This is a genomic window from Chitinibacter sp. FCG-7, from assembly GCF_040047665.1.
In the GTDB taxonomy this organism is placed as follows: Bacteria; Pseudomonadota; Gammaproteobacteria; order Burkholderiales; family Chitinibacteraceae; genus Chitinibacter; species Chitinibacter mangrovi.
This window is the reverse complement of sequence record NZ_CP157355.1, coordinates 19113-37070: the sequence shown is the minus strand read 5'-3', so window position 1 is coordinate 37070 and position 17958 is coordinate 19113. Positions and strand designations below refer to the sequence as shown.

The following is a 17958-nucleotide window of genomic DNA, read 5'->3' as shown; positions in this document are numbered from 1 at the left end:
GAGGAGGGGGTACTTCGGAGGGGGTTAGGCTTTGGCTTTTTTCTTGCGCAAAGTCCCCATGGTGATCGTGACGGCGAAAATAATAATCATGCCGCGCAAGATCAATTGCTGATCGACATTCAAGCCCATCAACACCAGGCCATTGTTGACCATGCCCATAATCAGCGCGCCGATCAGTGCGCCAATTACGGTGCCTTTGCCGCCAAACAAGCTGGTGCCGCCGATAATCACCGCTGCAATTACCATCATCAAATCGCTTTCGCCCAAGGTGTAGCGTGCGCTTTGCAAGCGGCCTGCGTACAAAATGCCCGCCAGCGCGGCCAGGCTGGAATTGAGTACCAACACATAGAGTTTCACTCGGTTGACATTGATGCCTGAATACATAGCCGAGATTTTATTGCCCCCGCTGGCGAGCACTTCTTTGCCAAAGCTGGTTTTGCGCAGCAGGATATGGCCGCCCACCGCAATCACCATCATCCAGATAAACAGCACCGAAATCGGCCCGATATCGCCCGAGCCAAAAATAAAGACAAAGGTTTCGTTATCAACTGGGATCGTCTGCAACTCGGTCACCCAGCGCGTAATGCCGGTGATAATGCCAGTCATCCCCAGCGTGACCAGAAACGAAGGAATGCCGACTTTTGCGACAAACAGGCCATTAATCAAGCCACATAAAGCGCCCACCGAGAGCGCGGCAGGCACGGCCAGCCACATTCCGTAAGGCAGTAGCAGCGCGACGGTCACCGCTGAGAGCGCCACCACCGCGCCAAACGATAAATCAATCTCGGCGGTAGAGAGCACAAAGGTCATCCCGACCGCCATAATTGAAATCATCGCCGTTTGCCGTGCGATATTCATCAGATTACCGGCTTCAAGAAAGCCTTTGTCGTGCAGGAAAATCGAGAAAAATAAAAACAGGCCAACAAAGACAAAATAAATAATAAAGCGTTGCCATTGCCCGAAGGCGAATGGAAAAGCGGCGCGTTTAAGGGCGATATCCATGATGCATCCTCACTGTACGGCGGCCAGCAGCCGCTCTTCGGTTGTGGCCGCCAATTGGCCGGCGATACGGCCTTTTTTTACGATGTAAGTCGTGTCACAAAAACTGGCGATTTCGCTGTATTCACTCGACACAAACACCACGGCATTACCCTGCTGCACATAGTCGTTCACAAGGTGCATGATCTCGTGCTTGGCCGCCAGATCAATACCAAACGTTGGGTCATCAAGCAATAAGACCTTGGCTTGGGTATGCAGGCATTTGCCGATTACGACTTTTTGCTGATTGCCGCCGGATAGGTAGCGCACCGCCTGATCGATGCTGGTGGTTTTCACCTGCAAGCGTTTGACCAATTCTTGCGCCATCTCCGCCGCCCGATTCTGATCGATAAAGACAGGATTTGCCAGCTTGCGTAAAGCACACAGCCAGAGATTGTCCATCACGCTGAAATCCAGAATCAAACCCTGGCTGCGCCGATCTTCCGGCACCAGGTTAATGCCATGCGCAATGGCCTGTGCGGGTGATTGTATTTGCACCGCTTGGCCATTAACGCGGATCTGCCCGCTATCGAGTGGGTCAAGGCCAAAAATCGCGTTCAGGATTTCGGTGCGCCCGCTCCCCAAGAGCCCCGCCAGCCCAACAATTTGCCCCGGAAACACTTTGAACGACACTTCGTCCAGATGCGATGTCGCTAGATTTTCCACTTCCAGCAAGGGAGTCGCAGCTGGTGAGCAATCGGCCGTTGCGCGTTGCCAATTGTTTTGCTGCGACACCGCTTCACCCAGCATTGCGGCCACCAGTTGCGGCACGGAGGTCTCGTTTACTGACCATTGCTGTACACAACGGCCATCGCGCAGCACGCTCACGCGCTGGCAGATTTTGAAAATATCGCGCAAATAATGCGTGATATAGATCAGCGACACACCTTCATTTTGCAGGCGACGAATCGCCACAAACAGGCGCTCGATTTCCTGATCGGATAGCGATGCGGTTGGTTCGTCCAGAATAATGATTTGGGCATTACTCGAGAGCGCCTTGGCGATTTCAACCAATTGCCGCTGCCCCATGCTGAGCGACTCAACCAATTGATCTGGCGAAATTTCGTTAGCTATGCCGACTTTATCGAGCAGACGCAGCGCCGCTGCGCGCATTGCAGCGGCGTCGAGCAAGCCACCGACCATAATCCAGTTATTCATGAATATATTGTCGGCCACCGACATCGTCGGCACGAGGCTTAGCTCCTGATACACCATCGCAATGCCGCGCGAGCGCGCTGCACTGGTTGAATTAAAACTCGCGGCGTGGCCAAAAACACTCAGGCTGCCCTGATCGGGTTGATGCGTGCCGTTGAGCACCTTCATCAAGGTGGATTTGCCTGCGCCATTTTGCCCAACGAGCGCATGAATCTCGCCGCGCGCCAGTTCAAAATCCACCCCTTTTAATACGGCATTGCCGTCAAATTGCTTGAATATACCTTTGGCAACAATGGCTGCTTGCTGTGACATAGCGACCTCCAAAGGAGGTATATCCATCAACATCAATCTACAAAATGCATTGATGGATATACCCAGCCTTATTTACGATTAGCCAGTGCTTTCTGAATGGCATCCGGTGGCGTGCGTGACAAGGCTTTTTGCCATTGCGTAGCCAGATTGGTAGGCGTGACTTTGATCGCATCCACGGTCACAAACGGTGGGGTGGGCTGATTCAGCAGGGCCAGCGCGCCCATCCGCGCCAGTGTTTTGCCCATGTCATACGGCAAATCAGACACAATGCCGGCGACATTGCCGCCCTTCACCATATCGAGCGCGGTGGCGGCCCCCAAATCCATTGTCACCACTTTGACATCCTTACGTCCTGCGGCACGCGCCGCCGCTGTCACCCCTTCGGCAATCGCATCCCACGGCGCATAAATCGCTTTTACGCTGGGGTTTTGTGTCAAAATCGCCCCCGCAATCACTTCGCCGTCATTTGGATTGGCGATGCCCTTATTGGTGATAATTTTGATGCCGGGATATTTGGCCAGCTCAGACTTTACCGCTGCATCGCGCTGATTGGTCACATAATAATTCGCGGCATGATAGAGCAGGGCAACATCGCCTTTGCCGCCGATACTGGCTGCCATTAGCTCAGCCGCCGACTTGCCCATGCTGTATAAATCATCCGTCACGATGCCTGCGTAGTCTTTGCCGGCTTTAAGGCCTTGCGGCGCATTGCTAATAAACACCAGTTTGACGCCTTTACTACTGGCCTGCCGAAATGCCGCCGCGCCAGAAACCGGATCGATCACTAGCGAAATAATCACGTCGGGTTTGAGCGCCAACACGGTTTCCAGATCGGTGCGCTGCTTTTTTGAATCCATCTCAGCATCGGTGACGGCCACCACCGCAATGCCTTGCTCGGCAAAGACTTCTTTGGCTCCCTTGATCAGCGCCGATGAAAAGTCTGATGTGGTGTGCATCAAAATCGCCGCTTTATACTTTTTGCTTTGTAGTGCCTTGGTTTGATCTGGTTTAAGCGTCACTTGTGTGTAGGAAGTCGGCTTTTCACCATTTGGCCCAGCTGTTTCACCTGCGACTACCCAGGTGCTGGCAAGCAAGGCCGCCAGACCGATTAATTGATGCATCATATTCATCATCCACCTCTCAACAAGTTTTAGATCCAATCGTATTGGGCGTTTCTCGTCCAGATATCAAGTAGCTAACACCTATTTAATGAGTGTTATATAGGTGTTAATGGGTGGAGAATAGGTGCAAATAACGATAGCGTCAAAAGGAGTGCTTGCTGATGTGTCGTTTTCGCCCACTTTATACTGGGGAGATTAAACTGCGTGTCGAATCAATCCCAACTCAATTTCAAAGCAATTGAATTGGTTGGCTGGTTAAATTTCTTGTATCAAATCCGATTTTGACTCTAGGGTCTGTTGACGTTGAGTTTACGATCGAGCCAGAGCAGGTTTTGCGGCCAAGCAGGGTGGAATGAGCGATGGATAGCCGGGCTGCCATTGGGCTGATTGCGCATTTGGGCTAGAATAGGCGACTTTCCTTATGATTTTGTGCGCGCGATTGCGCTGCACAGCAAAGCTTCGGAGCCTCAAATGTCGTCTATCAGTCTCATCCAGGACCTACAAGCACGTGGTCTGATCGCCCAATGTACCGATCAAGCTGCCTTGTCTGAACTATTGGCCAAAGAGTCTGTGACCTTGTATTGCGGCTTTGATCCGACTGCCGATAGCTTGCACATTGGTTCATTGGTGCCGATTCTGGTGCTCAAGCGTTTTCAGCAATACGGTCACAAGCCAATTGCCTTGGTCGGCGGTGCGACCGGCATGATTGGCGATCCAAGCTTTAAAGCCACCGAGCGCAAGCTCAATACCACCGACGTGATTGCAACCTGGGTGGAAAAAATCCGCGCGCAAGTGTCACCATTTCTGAGCTTCGAAGGTGATAACGCGGCGATTATGTCGAATAACTACGACTGGTTTGGCGGCATGGGCGCGCTGGAATTCTTGCGCGACATCGGCAAGTATTTCTCCGTTAACCAAATGATCAAGAAAGAAGCGGTGCAGCAGCGCATCGCGCGCGAAGACCAGGGCATTTCGTACACCGAATTCTCATACAGCCTGCTGCAAGGTTATGACTTTACCGAGCTCAATAAGCGCTACGATTGCAAGCTGCAAATCGGTGGCTCGGATCAATGGGGCAATATCACGGCGGGTACTGATCTGACGCGCCGCCTGAATCAGGAGCAAGTGTACGGCCTGACTTTGCCACTGGTGACCAAATCGGACGGCACCAAATTTGGTAAAACCGAAACCGGCACCATTTGGCTCGATGCGAAGAAAACCTCGCCTTACGCTTTCTACCAATTCTGGCTCAATACTGCCGACGCAGACGTGTATAAATTCCTGAAATACTTCAGCTTTCTGTCGGTGGCAGAGATTGACGCGATTGAAGAAGCGGACAAAAGCAGCGGCAAAAAGCCCGAAGCGCAGCGCATTCTGGCCGAACAAGTCACCGCGATTGTGCATGGTGATTCAGCAGTTGAAGCGGCGCAGCGCATCAGCCAGAACTTGTTTAGTGATAGCTTGGCGGCGTTGACGCAAAACGACTTTGAGCAATTGGCGCAGGACGGCATGCCTAGCGTGCAGCTGCCCGCAGCGGATAATCAACTGATCGCGACGCTGGTGGCGGCGGGTTTGGCGAAATCGAACTCTGAAGCGCGCACGTTTATTCAGAGCGGCGCAGTGATTGTGAATGGCGGCAAAGTCGAAGCGCTTGACTACACGTTTGGCGATGCTGATCGCCTGTTTGGCGCTTATACGCTGATTCGTCGTGGCAAGAAAAACTACGCACTGATTTGCTGGAACTAATGCTGGCTTGAGTATATAGCCACAGAGCTTTTACAGATTGCCTTTGATGGCCATACCCCAATAAAAAATCCGCCTTGGCGGATTTTTTATTGTCTGATCCAAGTTTAGCGCTCTTGCCGGGCCAGGCCTGGCGTAGATTGCTGCCAGCCACCGCCGAGCACTTTGAATAGCTCTACGCGATAGTTGAGCTGATCGCGCTGAGTATTGATCAGCGCAATTTGCGCGTCGAACAAATTACGCTCGGCGTCGAGCACTTCCAGATAGCTTGAAAAACCATTGTCGTAGCGCAGGGTGGCCAGTTTAAGCTGGCGATTCAAGGCGTCAACCTGCACCTGAACGGCGCTCACTTTATTGCCGATCACCTGATTGGCGGTCAGCGCAGTGCGCGTTTCGGCAAAGGCATTTTGAATCGCCAGCTGGTAGGCCGCAGCGGCCTGGCGCTCGCGCGCTTTGGCTTGATCAATCTGCGCGGCGGTTAGGCCGTTATCAAACAGCGGCAGCGCCAAATTACCGGCAAAGCTCCAGGTGCGCGCGCCGCTATTGAATAGATTGCTCAGCTGATTGCTTTCCACACCCAGCAGGCCTGTTAAGGAAATGCGGGGCAGGTAAGCGGCGCGTGCCGCTTCGATGCGGGCACGATTCGCACGCAGGCTGGCCTCGGCCTGGGCAATATCGGGGCGGCGCAGCAGCAAATCGGCACCCAGATCGGCTGGAATATTGGGAGGCACGGTGATGCGGTACGATGGCTTGACCACGATCAGCGGGTTTGCCCGCAATCCAGTCTCCCTCTAGCAGCGCCTTGGGCGTTTGGCCGGTCAAAATGCTCAATGCACCCTCGGCGCTGGCAATGGCGCGCTGGATGTCCGGCAGCGCGGATTGGGCGTTGGCCAGCTCGACTTCGGCCTGGCGCACATCCAGCTCGGAGGTGACGCCGCCTTTAAAGCGTTTATTGCGCAGCTCGTACGCCGCTTGCCGGGATTTGATGGTGTTTTCGGTGATCTGCAGCCGGGCATCGAGTGCGCGCAGATTAAAATAGGCCTGCGCCACTTCGGCGGACAAGCTGGTGATCGCCGCGTCCTGATTGTATTGCGCGGCAAACAGCTCATCGCGCGCAGCGGCGCTGAGGTTGCGCACGCGGCCCCAGATGTCCAACTCCCAACTGACCTGACCGACCAGCTTGTAGTTTTCTGCATTGGTGTAGGCGGGTACGCCCAGCTCTTTGGATTGCGTGGCGCTACCTGCGCTGCCATTGAGCCCGATGCGTGGCAGCTGCTCGGCAGAGGTGATGCCCAGTACCGCGCGTGCTTCATCCACTTTGGCCTGAATCAGCGCCAGATTCTGGTTGTGTTGCAGTGCGCTGGCGATTAACCGGTTTAAAGCGTCGTCGTTAAATTGCAGCCACCAGTCTTTGGCGATGACAGTCTGGGCGCTGCCAGACGGTAGCTGAGTGGAAGGGGGGGTATAGTCGGGAGTGAAAGCGCAGGCGCTGATCAGTAGCGATATACATAGTGGGAGTATTTTTTTATTCATGGGCAGCCTCGGCTGGATGTACTGGTTTTTTCTCTGCCGATGTTTTTTCTGCGGAGCGCATAATGAGCCGGAAAAAGAGCGGAATAAAAAAGATGGCAATAAAGGTCGCCGCCAGCATGCCGCCGATGACCGGTGTACCCAGCGCCATACGGCTGGCAGCGCCTGCTCCGCTGGAGATGACCAGCGGGACGCAGCCCAGAATAAAGGCCAGCGAGGTCATGACAATTGGCCTAAAGCGCAGCCTTGCGGCTTCCAGCGCCGAATCGAGCAAGCTCATGCCTTCTTCGTGTTTCATCACCGCAAATTCGACAATCAGAATGGCATTTTTCGCCGCCAGCGCAACCAGTGTAACCAGACCAATCTGGAAATAAACGTTATTGGTTAAGCCCACCAGCCACACCGCCAGCAGGGCACCAAACAGCGCAAAGGGCACGGCGGTAATTACGGCCAGCGGTAAGCTCCAGCGCTCGTATTGCGCGGCCAGAATCAGGAACACCATCACGATACCGAATAGAAAGGCAAATGCGGCTGAAGAACCCGCGGCTTTTTCCTGATAGGCCGATCCGGTCCATTCCAGCTTGTAGTCTTTGCCCAGCACGTCTTTTTCCAGCGCTTCCATCGCGGCAATCGCTTGGGCCGAGCTGATTCCCGGTGCAGGCTGGATCATCAGCTTGGCCGCCTGGAAAATATTGAACCGCTCTGCCAGCTCCGAGCCAACCGAGTTTTTCACTTTCACAAGACTGGTGAGCGGAATCATGGTGCCGTTGCTTGAGCGAACATAAACATTGGCAATGTCTTCTGGTCGGGCACGGAAATCGGCTTCCGATTGCATCTGCACGCGGTAGGTGCGGCCAAACTGGTTAAAGTCATTGACGTAAACCTGACCAAAAGTTGCTTGCATGGTTTCAAACACGGTGTTGATGCTCACCCCCAGTGCTTTGGCTTTTTCCCGGTCCAGGTCAAGGTAGATCTGCGGCACATTGGCGCGGAAGGTGCTCGATACCGAAGCAAACTCAGGGCGTTTTTTCGCTTCTTCGACAAAGCGCTGCACTTCGGCGGCAAATTGCTTGGTGTCGCCCGTGCCCCGGTTTTGCAGATAGCCTTCAATCCCGCCCGTCGTCGACATGCCGCTGATCGCAGGCGGGTTGAATGTGGCGGCAAAGCCGTCTCTAAGCCCCATATAGGCGCTGCCTTGCAGGGCTTTGACCAAGGCAAATGAGCTGTCGGCCTTCGCCTGACGCTCATCCCAGTCCTTGAGCGTGATAAACGTGATGCCGCTATTGCTCATCACCGCGCCGGACAAAATATCAAAGCCGACAAAAGAGACGACGTTTTCGACATTTTTATTGTTCATTACCAGCTGATCATACTGCGCTGAAACCACGCCGGTGCGCTTGAGCGAAGCTGCGTCGGGCAGCATGACGGCGCTCAACAGATAGCCTTGGTCTTCATCGGGCACCAAGCCGCCGGGCACGGCACGAAATAGCAGCACTAGGGCGATCAGCATTGCGCCAAACAGCACAAAGGCCACGCCAACGCGGCGGTTCAGAAAGGCCACGCCACCAACATAGCCATGGGTCAGCCGGTCAAATTGCCGGTTGAACCAGACAAAAAAGCGGGCTGGCTGATGGTGGCCGCCTTTGAGCAAAAGAGCGCACAAGGCAGGGGTGAGCGTCAGCGCCACCAGCCCTGAAATGGCGACCGAAACGGCGATGGTAATTGCAAACTGCTTGTACATCACGCCGGTCATGCCACCCATAAAGGCCACCGGCAGAAATACCGCGCACAAGACCAGCACAATGGCCACCACCGGGCCGGCTACTTCTTCCATCGCCTGAATTGCCGCCTCTTTGGCTGAGCATTTTTTCTCGGCCATAATGCGCTCGACGTTTTCCAGCACCACAATGGCATCGTCAACCACAATACCAATCGCCAGCACCATACCCAGCAGCGTCAGCAGATTGATTGAAAAGCCCAGAATCAGCATGCCGGCAAAAGTGCCGATCAGTGAAATGGGGACTGCAATACACGGAATCAGCGTGGCACGGAAGTTTTGCAAAAACAGGTAAACAACGATAAACACCAGAATGATGGCTTCAAATAGCGTGTGCACCACTTTTTCAATCGAGACTTTGACAAAGATGGTGGTGTCGTAAGGAATGGAATATTCAATCCCATCAGGAAAGCGGGTTTTCAGCGTTTCCATTTTCTGATGGATGGCTTGTGAGACGGCGACGGCATTGGCGCCGGGCTGCAGATAAATCCCCATGGCCACAGCTTGTTTGCCATTGAGTTTGGCCAGCAGATCGTAATCCTTGCCGCCCATTTCAACGCGTGCGACATCTTTAAGTCGTGTTTTTGCGCCGTCCGGCGTGGAGCGTACGATGATGTTTTCAAATTCTTCAACGCTTTTCAGTCGGCCCTGCGTGTTCACGGTGAAGGTAAAGTCCACTTGCCCCGAGGTAGGTTGAGCGCCGATTTTACCTGCGGCAAACTGCGCGTTTTGCTCGCGAATGGCCGCCAGAATGTCGGAGGTGGTGATGCCCAGCTGGGCAATCCGGTCGGGCCTGAGCCAGACCCGCATCGCGTAATCGGTGCCGCCAAATAGCGTGAGATCGCCCACACCCTGAATGCGCTTGATTTCATCAACAATATTGAGCAGCGCGTAGTTGGACATATATGTCGTGTCAAACGCACCCGAGGGCGAGCTGAGCGCGACCACATTCAAAATGGACGTCGATTTTTTCTTGACGGTGACGCCCTGGCGCTTCACTTCCTCGGGCAATTGCGCCATCGCCGCAGAAACACGGTTATTGACATTGATCGTGGCTTGATCAGGGTCGGTGCCGATTTCGAAATAGACATTCAAGGACATCTGCCCATTGGAAGCCGAGCCCGATTGGACGTAGATCATGTTTTCTACGCCATTGATCTGCTGCTCCAACGGAGCGGCGACCGTTTGTGCAATCACATCGGGTGTTGCGCCGGGGTAAAACGCGGTGACGGACACAACGGGTGGGGTGATGCCCGGGTATTGCTCGACCGGGAGCGAGCGCATGGCCGCCAAACCTGCCAGCACGATGATGATGGAAATCACGCTGGCAAAAATGGGCCGTTCGATGAAAAATTTTGAAAACATGGTGTCCTCGCCTGATTATTGGGCGGCTTGTGGCGCGCTGGCTGGCACGGGCTTGACGATGCTGCCTGGCTTGGCTTTGATAATCCCTTCAACAATCACGGTGTCACCCGCTTGCAGCCCCGATTCAATCTGCACCAGCCCGGCACCATTGGCGCGGCCGGTTTTGATGGTGCGCGGGACGACTTTATTGTCCTTGTCGACGGTCATCACCATTTTGTCGGCTTGCGATTGCACAATCGCGCGCTCGGGAATCAGGATGGCTTCTTTGATCGTGCCAAAGTCCAGATGCAGGCGGACAAACTGGCCAGGTAATAACTGCGCTTTGGGATTGCTGAAAATGGCCCGCGCCCGGATGGTCCCGGTTTTGGGGTCAACCCGATTGTCGGAGAAATCAATCCGCCCGACTTGCTCATACATCGAGCCGTCCGAGAGCTGCAGGCGGGCAGCGAGGTTTTTCTGATCATTGAGCGTGATTTTTTGCTGCGCTGCAGGGCTTCAAGGCGCTGACGATCTTCTTCCGAGTAGGAGAATGTGACATAGAGCGGGTCCAGCTGCGAAATGGTCGTGAGCTTGCCTGAGTCGCCGCTGGTGCTCACCAGGCTACCTTCTGATTGCGAAACAGTGCTGGTCATGCCCGAAATAGGGGCCACCACCTTGGTGTAACCGAGGTTGAGCTGGGCTTCGCGCTCCTTGGCCTGTGAGGCCTGATGGCTGGCGACGGCTGCCGCGTACGCCGACATGGCGTCGTCGTAGTCCTTGCGGCTGACTGCGTTTTCTTTGAACAGCGGAATAATCCGGTCGCGGTCGGCGCGGGCTTTTTCCAGCTTGGCCACTTCAATTGAAAGCCCGCCTTTGGCCTGATCCAGCGCGGCTTGGTACGGTTCGGGGTCGATTTCAAACAGGGTTTGGCCAGCACTGACTGATTGACCCTCGATATATGTGCGTTTTAACAAAATGCCATTGACGCGCGAGCGCACCTCAACATCGCGGTAGCCTGCTGTTTCACCGATCATTTCAAATGACATCGGAGCCGGAGCAGGGCTGATTTTGATTACGGTGACCGGAGCAGGGGGTGGGGCAGGCGGGGCTGCTTTCTCGCTACAAGCGCCAAGCAGGACACTGGAAACCACGATGGCAGAACTAATCCAGATGGGGGTGCGTAAGCCGGTTTGAGGCATTGCCTTCTCCGTGATGGGTATTGTGTTGGGAGTGTTGTCTGCATTGGTATAGCGAGCGATACATGGGTATGTATTTTTCTTGCAAAGTATTGCGGACAGATTACGGATTCAGTTTAGTCAAAAATTATGCAGTATCCATGTCGCCGGTGTTTGTGCACAAATTCATAAGGTCTGCGTATAAAACTGCCGCAGAAAAAACAAAAGGCCGTGCATAGCACGGCCTTTGAATGGAATATTGCAGTTTTAGCAGGTGTGCTGACCGCCATTGATGGCCAGATTGGCGCCAGTCATAAAGCCGGCCAGATCTGATACCAGGTAGCTGATCAAACCGGCGATTTCTTCCGGCTTGCCCAGGCGCGCCACCGGAATTTGCGCAACGATCTTGTTACGAACGTCTTCAGGGACCGCCATCACCATATCGGTGGCGATATAGCCTGGAGAAATGGTGTTGACCGTCACGCCTTTGCGCGCCACTTCCTGCGCCAGAGCCATGCTAAAACCATGCATACCCGCTTTGGCTGCCGAGTAGTTGGTCTGACCAAACTGGCCTTTCTGGCCATTGATTGAGGAAATATTGATGACGCGACCCCAGTTGCGCTCAACCATGCCGTCAACAAACTGTTTCGAGACGTTGAACACCGAGTCTAGGTTGGTGCCAATCACCGCATCCCAGTCGGTTTTGCCCAGTTTTTTAAAGCTGGCGTCGCGGGTGATGCCGGCGTTGTTCACCAGCACATCAACCTGGCCGACCGCCGCAGTGACTTGCTGCCCGAGTGCTACGCAAGCGTCAAAATCGGTGACATCGCACTCGAAAGCCTGAAATTGATAACCGGCTGCAGCATTGTCCGCCAGCCATGCAGCTTCTTTGCCAGGGCGAGAATAGGTTGTGACGACGGTAAAGCCATCATCTGCCAGTTTGCGACAGATTGCGGTTCCGATGCCGCCCATACCACCAGTGACGAGAGCTACTTTTGCCATTCTTGTATATCCTTGTTGATTTTAATTGTTGCTGTACGATTGCGATTAAATACGCAGATTCTTGCGCGAAGCCTTTGTGAGGCTTGCAGAGCGTAGCTAAGGGGTAACCCTGATGTAAATGTAAATTGTGGGCTTAGTGACAGAATGGATACACTTTTATGACGAACACACCAAGACATATTCTGATTACCGGCTGCTCAAGTGGGATTGGCCTTGATGCCGCGCTACGCTTATCAAAACAGGGCTGGCGGGTGTTTGCCAGTGCTCGTAAAGCCGACGATGTTGTGCGTTTACAGGGCTTGGGGCTTGATGCAGTGCAATTGGACGTGGCCGATAGTGAATCAATCGCCCAAGGGCTTGCGCAGGTGCTGGCGGCCAGCGGCGGGCGGCTCGATGCCGTATTTAATAATGCCGGATTCGGTGTACCTGGTGCGGTGGAAGACTTGAGCCGCGACGCCATGCGTCATCAGTTTGAAACCAATGTCTTTGGCGCAATAGAGCTCAGTAATGCAGTGTTGCCGTTATTTCGTCGGCAGGGCTTTGGCCGACTGGTTTTCAATAGCTCGGTGCTGGGTTTTGCGGCCATGCCTTATCGCGGCGCCTACAATGCCAGCAAATTTGCGCTAGAAGGTTTCGCTGATACATTGCGTCAGGAATTATACGGCAGCGGCATTCACGTCAGCCTGATTGAGCCTGGGCCAATTGTTAGCCGTTTTCGGGCCAATGCTGCCGAGCAGTTTTTTCGCTGGATCAAGCCCGAAGGTAGTTTTCATCGGCCAGCGTACGAGCAAATGCAGGCCAGGTTGAACAAAAAAGGGGCGGCAGTGCCATTTACTTTGCCCGAAGAGGCGGTGTTCAAGGTTTTACTGCATGCGCTGGAGGCCAGAAAGCCGCGTGTGCGTTACCGCGTCACCGTGCCCAGCCAGGTTTTCTGGTATCTCAAGCGCCTGTTGCCCAGCCGCTGGTTGGAACGCTTGTTACTGGCTGCATCGGGTGATGAGCCCGGATTTTCTTATGGCCGCAAGGCCGAAAAGCGTAAAAAATCGCCTCATTCATAATATTTTTAATTTGTCCAGAATTGAGCTGGCGGCTGTGGTTCAGGTAGAATGCGGGATTCAAACTTGTGCGCTATCAACATGACCAAGTATATCTTCGTTACCGGCGGCGTTGTATCGTCTCTCGGTAAAGGCATCGCAGCCGCTTCTCTGGCCTCCATCCTCGAATCTCGCGGTCTCAAAGTGACCATGATGAAACTGGATCCTTATATCAACGTGGATCCGGGCACCATGAGCCCGATGCAGCATGGTGAGGTATTCGTAACGGAAGACGGCGCCGAAACAGACTTGGATCTGGGGCACTACGAGCGCTTTATCACTGCAAAAATGCAAAAGCGCAATAATTTCACCACTGGCCAGATCTACGATTCGGTCATCAAGAAAGAACGTCGCGGCGATTACCTCGGTAAAACCGTACAGGTGATTCCGCATATCACCGACGAAATGCGCCTGTTTATCGAGCGCGGTTCCGAAGGTGCCGACATTGCCGTCATCGAAGTGGGCGGTACCGTTGGCGATATCGAATCGTTACCGTTTCTGGAAGCTATTCGCCAGATGGGCGTCTTGCTGGGCAAAGAGAGTACCTGTTTTGTGCATCTCTCTTACGTGCCTTATATTGCCGCAGCGGGCGAGATCAAAACCAAACCGACCCAGCACAGCGTTAAGGAATTGCGCGAAATCGGTATCCAGCCTGATGTGCTGATCTGCCGTGCCGATCGCATGGTGCCGGACGAAGAGCGTCGCAAGATTGCGCTGTTCACCAATGTATCGGAAAAAGCGGTGATTTCCTGCCCAGATCTGGATTCGATTTACAAAATCCCGCGCGTGCTCTCCGAGCAGGGTATCGACGACATTATCTGCAAGCAATTCGGCCTTGATTTGCCTAAAGCCAATCTGTCGGTCTGGGATGGCATTGTTGACGCGATCCAGAATCCGAAACAAACCGTCAATATCGCCATGGTTGGCAAGTATGTTGATCTGACCGAATCATACAAATCGCTGATCGAAGCGTTGCGTCACGCCGGTATTCATACGCGCTCCGAAGTCAAAATTCATTTTGTTGACTCCGAATCGCTGGAAACCGAAGGCGCGTCATGCTTGAAAGACATGGATGCAATCTTGGTGCCGGGCGGTTTTGGCAAGCGCGGCGTGGAAGGCAAGATTGTTGCGGTGCGTTTTGCGCGTGAAAATAACATCCCGTACATGGGCATCTGTCTGGGGATGCAGATTGCGCTGATCGAATTTGCCCGCGACATGGCTGGCATGACGGGTGCAAACTCGACCGAGTTTGATCTGGAAACCGAATATCCGGTGGTAGCCTTGATCGACGAGTGGGTGAATCACGACGGTAAAGTTGAAAAACGCGATGAGAACTCGAATATGGGCGGCACCATGCGCCTTGGCGCGCAGGAATGTCGCCTTGAATCGGGTTCGCTGGCGGCAAAAATTTATGGTGATGAAGTCATCACCGAGCGCCACCGCCATCGTTATGAAGTGAATAATTACTATCTGGCGCGTCTGCAAGCGGCTGGCCTGAAAATCAGTGGCAAATCAGTTGGTGCTGAGCAACTGGTCGAGACCATCGAGCTGCCTGAGCATCGCTGGTTCTTTGCATGTCAGTTCCATCCGGAATTCACATCGACGCCACGTGATGGTCATCCATTGTTCAAATCCTACATTGAAGCGGCAATCAGCTATGCCCGCGACAATGGTCGTGAAGGCTTGAGCTGCTAAGCACTCCGGGGGTATTGCTCGCAAGGCAATGCCCCTTGTTGTCTCTAAAGTAATACTGTTCGGGGTATATTATGAAACTGTGTGGATTTGAGGTTGGTATAGACCAGCCGTTTTTTCTGATTGCCGGCCCTTGCGTGATCGAGAGCGAGCAAATGGCGCTTGATACGGCTGGTCAGCTGAAAGAAATTTGCGCGGCTTTGAATATCCCGTTTATCTATAAATCCAGTTTTGATAAAGCCAATCGCTCCTCAGGTACGTCGTTCCGTGGTTTAGGTATTGATGAAGGCCTGCGCATTTTGTCGGAAGTCAAAAAGCAGCTGGGCGTGCCGGTGCTCACCGATGTGCACACCGAGGCCGAAGCGCCGGTGGTGGCCTCAGTGGTCGACGTGTTGCAAACCCCTGCGTTTCTGGCACGCCAGACCGACTTTATCCATGCCGTTTGTGCAACGGGCAAGCCGGTGAATATCAAAAAGGGCCAGTTTATGGCACCTTGGGATATGAAGCATGTGATTGCCAAGGGCAAGCAGGCTAATGGCGGGCTGGATAATCTGATGGTCTGTGATCGTGGCACATCATTTGGCTACAACACGCTGGTTAGCGATATGCGTGGTCTGATGACGATGCGTGAAACCGGCTGCCCGGTGGTCTTTGATGCAACGCATTCGGTGCAACAGCCAGGTGGTCAGGGCGATCGCTCAGGCGGGCAGCGTGAAATGGTGCCTGTGCTGGCGCGCGCAGCCATGGCAGCCGGAATTGCCGGTGTGTTCATGGAAACGCATCCGAATCCGTGCGAAGCGCTGTCCGATGGCCCTAATTCAATGCCTTTGGGCCGGATCAAGGAATTACTGATCACGCTCAAGGACATCGACCGTGCGGTTAAGGCACACTCCCTGATTGAGCATACGCTGTAGTAAAGTTTCATGATTTGGCTGCAAATTGTTGTAATCTAATTGCTTGTAATCATTAACAGCCAGTATCATTTTTCCTGTATATAGTCTTTTTGTCTTCAAACCAACTTAAGGTGTAACGCCCATGAGCGCAATTGTTGAAGTTATTGCACGTGAAATTCTGGATTCTCGCGGCAACCCGACTGTAGAAGCTGATGTCCTGTTGGAATCTGGTGTAATGGGCCGTGCGGCTGTGCCGTCTGGCGCGTCAACTGGCGAGCGCGAAGCGCTGGAACTGCGTGACGGCGACAAAGCCCGTTACCTGGGTAAAGGCGTATTGAAAGCCGTTGAAAACATCAATACCGAAATCTGTGAAGCCATCATCGGCCTTGACGCTGCTGATCAGGCTTTCATCGACCAGACCATGCTGGATCTGGACGGTACTGAAGATAAAGCACGCATGGGTGCAAACGCGATCTTGGCAGTTTCTATGGCTGTGGCTAAAGCTGCTGCTGAAGAAGCGGGCTTGCCACTGTACCGTTACGTGGGCGGCTCAGGCCCGATGGCTTTGCCAGTGCCGATGATGAACGTGATCAATGGCGGCGAACACGCATCGAACAGCCTGGACTTCCAGGAAATCATGATTGTTCCAGTGGGCGCGCCAACTTTCCGTGAAGCACTGCGTTACGGCGCAGAAGTATTCCATAACCTGAAAAAAATCCTGCACGACAAACACATGCCAACACAGGTGGGTGATGAAGGCGGTTTTGCGCCTGACGTAGCTGGCCCAGAAGAAGCGCTGGACTTGATCATGGCAGCGATCGAAAAAGCCGGTTACAAAGCAGGCAGCGATTTCCGTATTGCTCTGGATTGCGCTGCGTCTGAATACTACGACAAAGCCACTGGCAACTACGTATTCAAAAAATCGGGCGGCCGTACTTTCACTTCAATCGAAATGGTTGATTACCTCGAAAGCTTGGTGAACAAATACCCAATCATCTCGATTGAAGATGGCATGGGCGAGCGCGATTGGGACGGTTGGAAAGTCTTGACCGACCGTTTGGGTAAGAAAGTTCAGCTGGTTGGCGATGACTTGTTTGTAACCAACACCAAAATCTTGGCGGAAGGTATCAAACGCGGCATTTGTAACTCAATCTTGATCAAAGTAAACCAAATCGGTTCGTTGACTGAGACATTAGCTGCCGTAGAATTGGCTAAACGCAGCGGTTACACTTCAGTAATGAGCCACCGTTCTGGCGAAACTGAAGATGCAACAATTGCTGACTTGGCCGTTGCAACGAACTGCATGCAAATCAAAACAGGTTCATTGAGCCGTTCTGACCGTATCGCTAAGTACAACCAAATCTTGCGTATCGAAGAAGAATTGGGTGATGCAGCGGTTTACCCAGGTATCGGCGCTTTTTATCAGCTGAAAGGCTAATGGGCTAAACACTTGCGCTGGATGACGCTGCCGTATTGCTGCGGTGACGTGTTTTTTGAAAGCGCTTGTTGTTTGGGTCTGTTGCTGTGAATCAGCATCTGCGGTGAGCGTTTCGACGCTCGCTGCCAGTTGTAGTAAGATCAAAACCGGGGCCAGTGCTCCGGTTTTTTACATCAATGATTTTAGAATTTAAGCGGATTTTGTCATTTCAATGCGAATTTTAGCGCTGGTATTTGCAGTTTTGATTATTGCCCTGCAATGGCCATTGTGGATAGGCAAGGGCAGCTGGATGCGAGTCTGGCAGCTCGATAGCCAGCTGACTCAGCGCCAGGCTGAAAATGCCAAACTGAAAGAGCGCAATATTGCACTGGATGCCGAGGTGAAAGATCTGAAAACCGGCACCGAAGCGATTGAAGAGCGTGCACGCAATGAGCTGGGCATGATTCGTGGCGATGAAGTGTTCTTTCAGGTGCTTGATCGCGCCGCTGCAAAAAAACCGGCATCGGCAGCCAGTGAGAGCAGTGATGCTGCAGTGGCCGAGCAGGGTAAAACTGTACCGTAACATTTTTCATTCAACTGCCACCTCTCGCTATCTGTTATCCCCGCTGGACTTCGGTTATAGTATTCTGACTTAAGGAGTACAC

At 53.3% G+C, this 17958-nt stretch carries 14 protein-coding genes and 1 pseudogene; 6 read left to right on the top strand and 9 right to left on the bottom strand.

Annotation, left to right across the window (positions count from 1 at the left end):
* Positions 1-24 precede the first annotated feature (24 nt).
* The 3 genes from ABHF33_RS00135 to ABHF33_RS00125 all read right to left on the bottom strand — a co-directional run bounded on the left by ABHF33_RS00135 (position 25) and on the right by ABHF33_RS00125 (position 3629).
* Entirely contained in the window at positions 25-1002 is a 978-nt protein-coding gene (locus tag ABHF33_RS00135; RefSeq protein ID WP_348945063.1) for an ABC transporter permease, read from the bottom strand.
* Between the two features lie 9 nt (positions 1003-1011).
* A complete protein-coding gene (locus ABHF33_RS00130) occupies positions 1012-2505 on the bottom strand; it encodes a sugar ABC transporter ATP-binding protein (RefSeq protein ID WP_348945062.1) in 1494 nt (497 codons plus the stop codon).
* Positions 2506-2573: 68 nt separating this feature from the next.
* The gene (locus tag ABHF33_RS00125; RefSeq protein WP_348945061.1) at positions 2574-3629 is read right to left on the bottom strand and encodes a substrate-binding domain-containing protein; all 1056 of its coding nucleotides are present in this window, start codon (positions 3627-3629) and stop codon (positions 2574-2576) included.
* 477 nt (positions 3630-4106) lie between these two features.
* Here ABHF33_RS00125 and tyrS point away from each other — a divergent pair, with 477 nt between their 5' ends.
* Complete coding sequence (gene tyrS, locus ABHF33_RS00120) at positions 4107-5372, top strand: tyrosine--tRNA ligase (protein ID WP_348946670.1); 1266 nt, start codon at positions 4107-4109, stop codon at positions 5370-5372.
* Positions 5373-5476: 104 nt separating this feature from the next.
* Here tyrS and ABHF33_RS00115 read toward each other — a convergent pair whose 3' ends face one another.
* The 6 genes and pseudogenes from ABHF33_RS00115 to phbB form a co-directional block, all read right to left on the bottom strand.
* A complete protein-coding gene (locus ABHF33_RS00115; RefSeq protein WP_348946668.1) occupies positions 5477-6001 on the bottom strand; it encodes a TolC family protein in 525 nt (174 codons plus the stop codon).
* Positions 5910-6902: a TolC family protein gene (locus ABHF33_RS00110; protein ID WP_348945060.1), complete on the bottom strand. Its 993-nt coding sequence runs from the start codon at positions 6900-6902 to the stop codon at positions 5910-5912. The genes ABHF33_RS00115 and ABHF33_RS00110 overlap by 92 nt, the downstream gene beginning before the upstream one ends.
* The gene (locus ABHF33_RS00105; protein WP_348945059.1) at positions 6895-10041 is read right to left on the bottom strand and encodes an efflux RND transporter permease subunit; all 3147 of its coding nucleotides are present in this window, start codon (positions 10039-10041) and stop codon (positions 6895-6897) included. Before ABHF33_RS00105 ends, ABHF33_RS00110 begins: the two co-directional genes overlap by 8 nt.
* Before the next feature lie 15 nt (positions 10042-10056).
* A complete protein-coding gene (locus ABHF33_RS00100) occupies positions 10057-10458 on the bottom strand; it encodes an efflux RND transporter periplasmic adaptor subunit (RefSeq protein ID WP_348945058.1) in 402 nt (133 codons plus the stop codon).
* 143 nt (positions 10459-10601) lie between these two features.
* Positions 10602-11054 (bottom strand): annotated as a pseudogene (locus ABHF33_RS00095) (efflux RND transporter periplasmic adaptor subunit); the annotation flags it as partial.
* A gap of 408 nt (positions 11055-11462) precedes the next feature.
* Positions 11463-12197, bottom strand: a complete 735-nt coding sequence (phbB, locus tag ABHF33_RS00090) for an acetoacetyl-CoA reductase (protein ID WP_348945057.1) — start codon at positions 12195-12197, stop codon at positions 11463-11465.
* Positions 12198-12355: 158 nt separating this feature from the next.
* Between phbB and ABHF33_RS00085 the strand changes: the two genes are divergently transcribed.
* The 5 genes from ABHF33_RS00085 (at position 12356) to ftsB (ending at position 17876) form a co-directional block, all read left to right on the top strand.
* Positions 12356-13255, top strand: a complete 900-nt coding sequence (locus ABHF33_RS00085; protein WP_348945056.1) for an SDR family NAD(P)-dependent oxidoreductase — start codon at positions 12356-12358, stop codon at positions 13253-13255.
* Positions 13256-13333: 78 nt separating this feature from the next.
* Positions 13334-14986 (top strand): CTP synthase, encoded by a 1653-nt coding sequence (locus tag ABHF33_RS00080; RefSeq protein ID WP_348945055.1) that lies wholly within the window; start codon positions 13334-13336, stop codon positions 14984-14986.
* A gap of 71 nt (positions 14987-15057) precedes the next feature.
* Complete coding sequence (gene kdsA / locus ABHF33_RS00075; RefSeq protein ID WP_348945054.1) at positions 15058-15897, top strand: 3-deoxy-8-phosphooctulonate synthase; 840 nt, start codon at positions 15058-15060, stop codon at positions 15895-15897.
* A gap of 121 nt (positions 15898-16018) precedes the next feature.
* The gene (eno, locus tag ABHF33_RS00070) at positions 16019-17314 is read left to right on the top strand and encodes a phosphopyruvate hydratase (RefSeq protein WP_348945053.1); all 1296 of its coding nucleotides are present in this window, start codon (positions 16019-16021) and stop codon (positions 17312-17314) included.
* A gap of 211 nt (positions 17315-17525) precedes the next feature.
* On the top strand, positions 17526-17876 hold the full coding sequence (gene ftsB, locus ABHF33_RS00065) for a cell division protein FtsB (RefSeq protein ID WP_348945052.1): 351 nt from the start codon (positions 17526-17528) through the stop codon (positions 17874-17876).
* Positions 17877-17958: the final 82 nt, after the last annotated feature.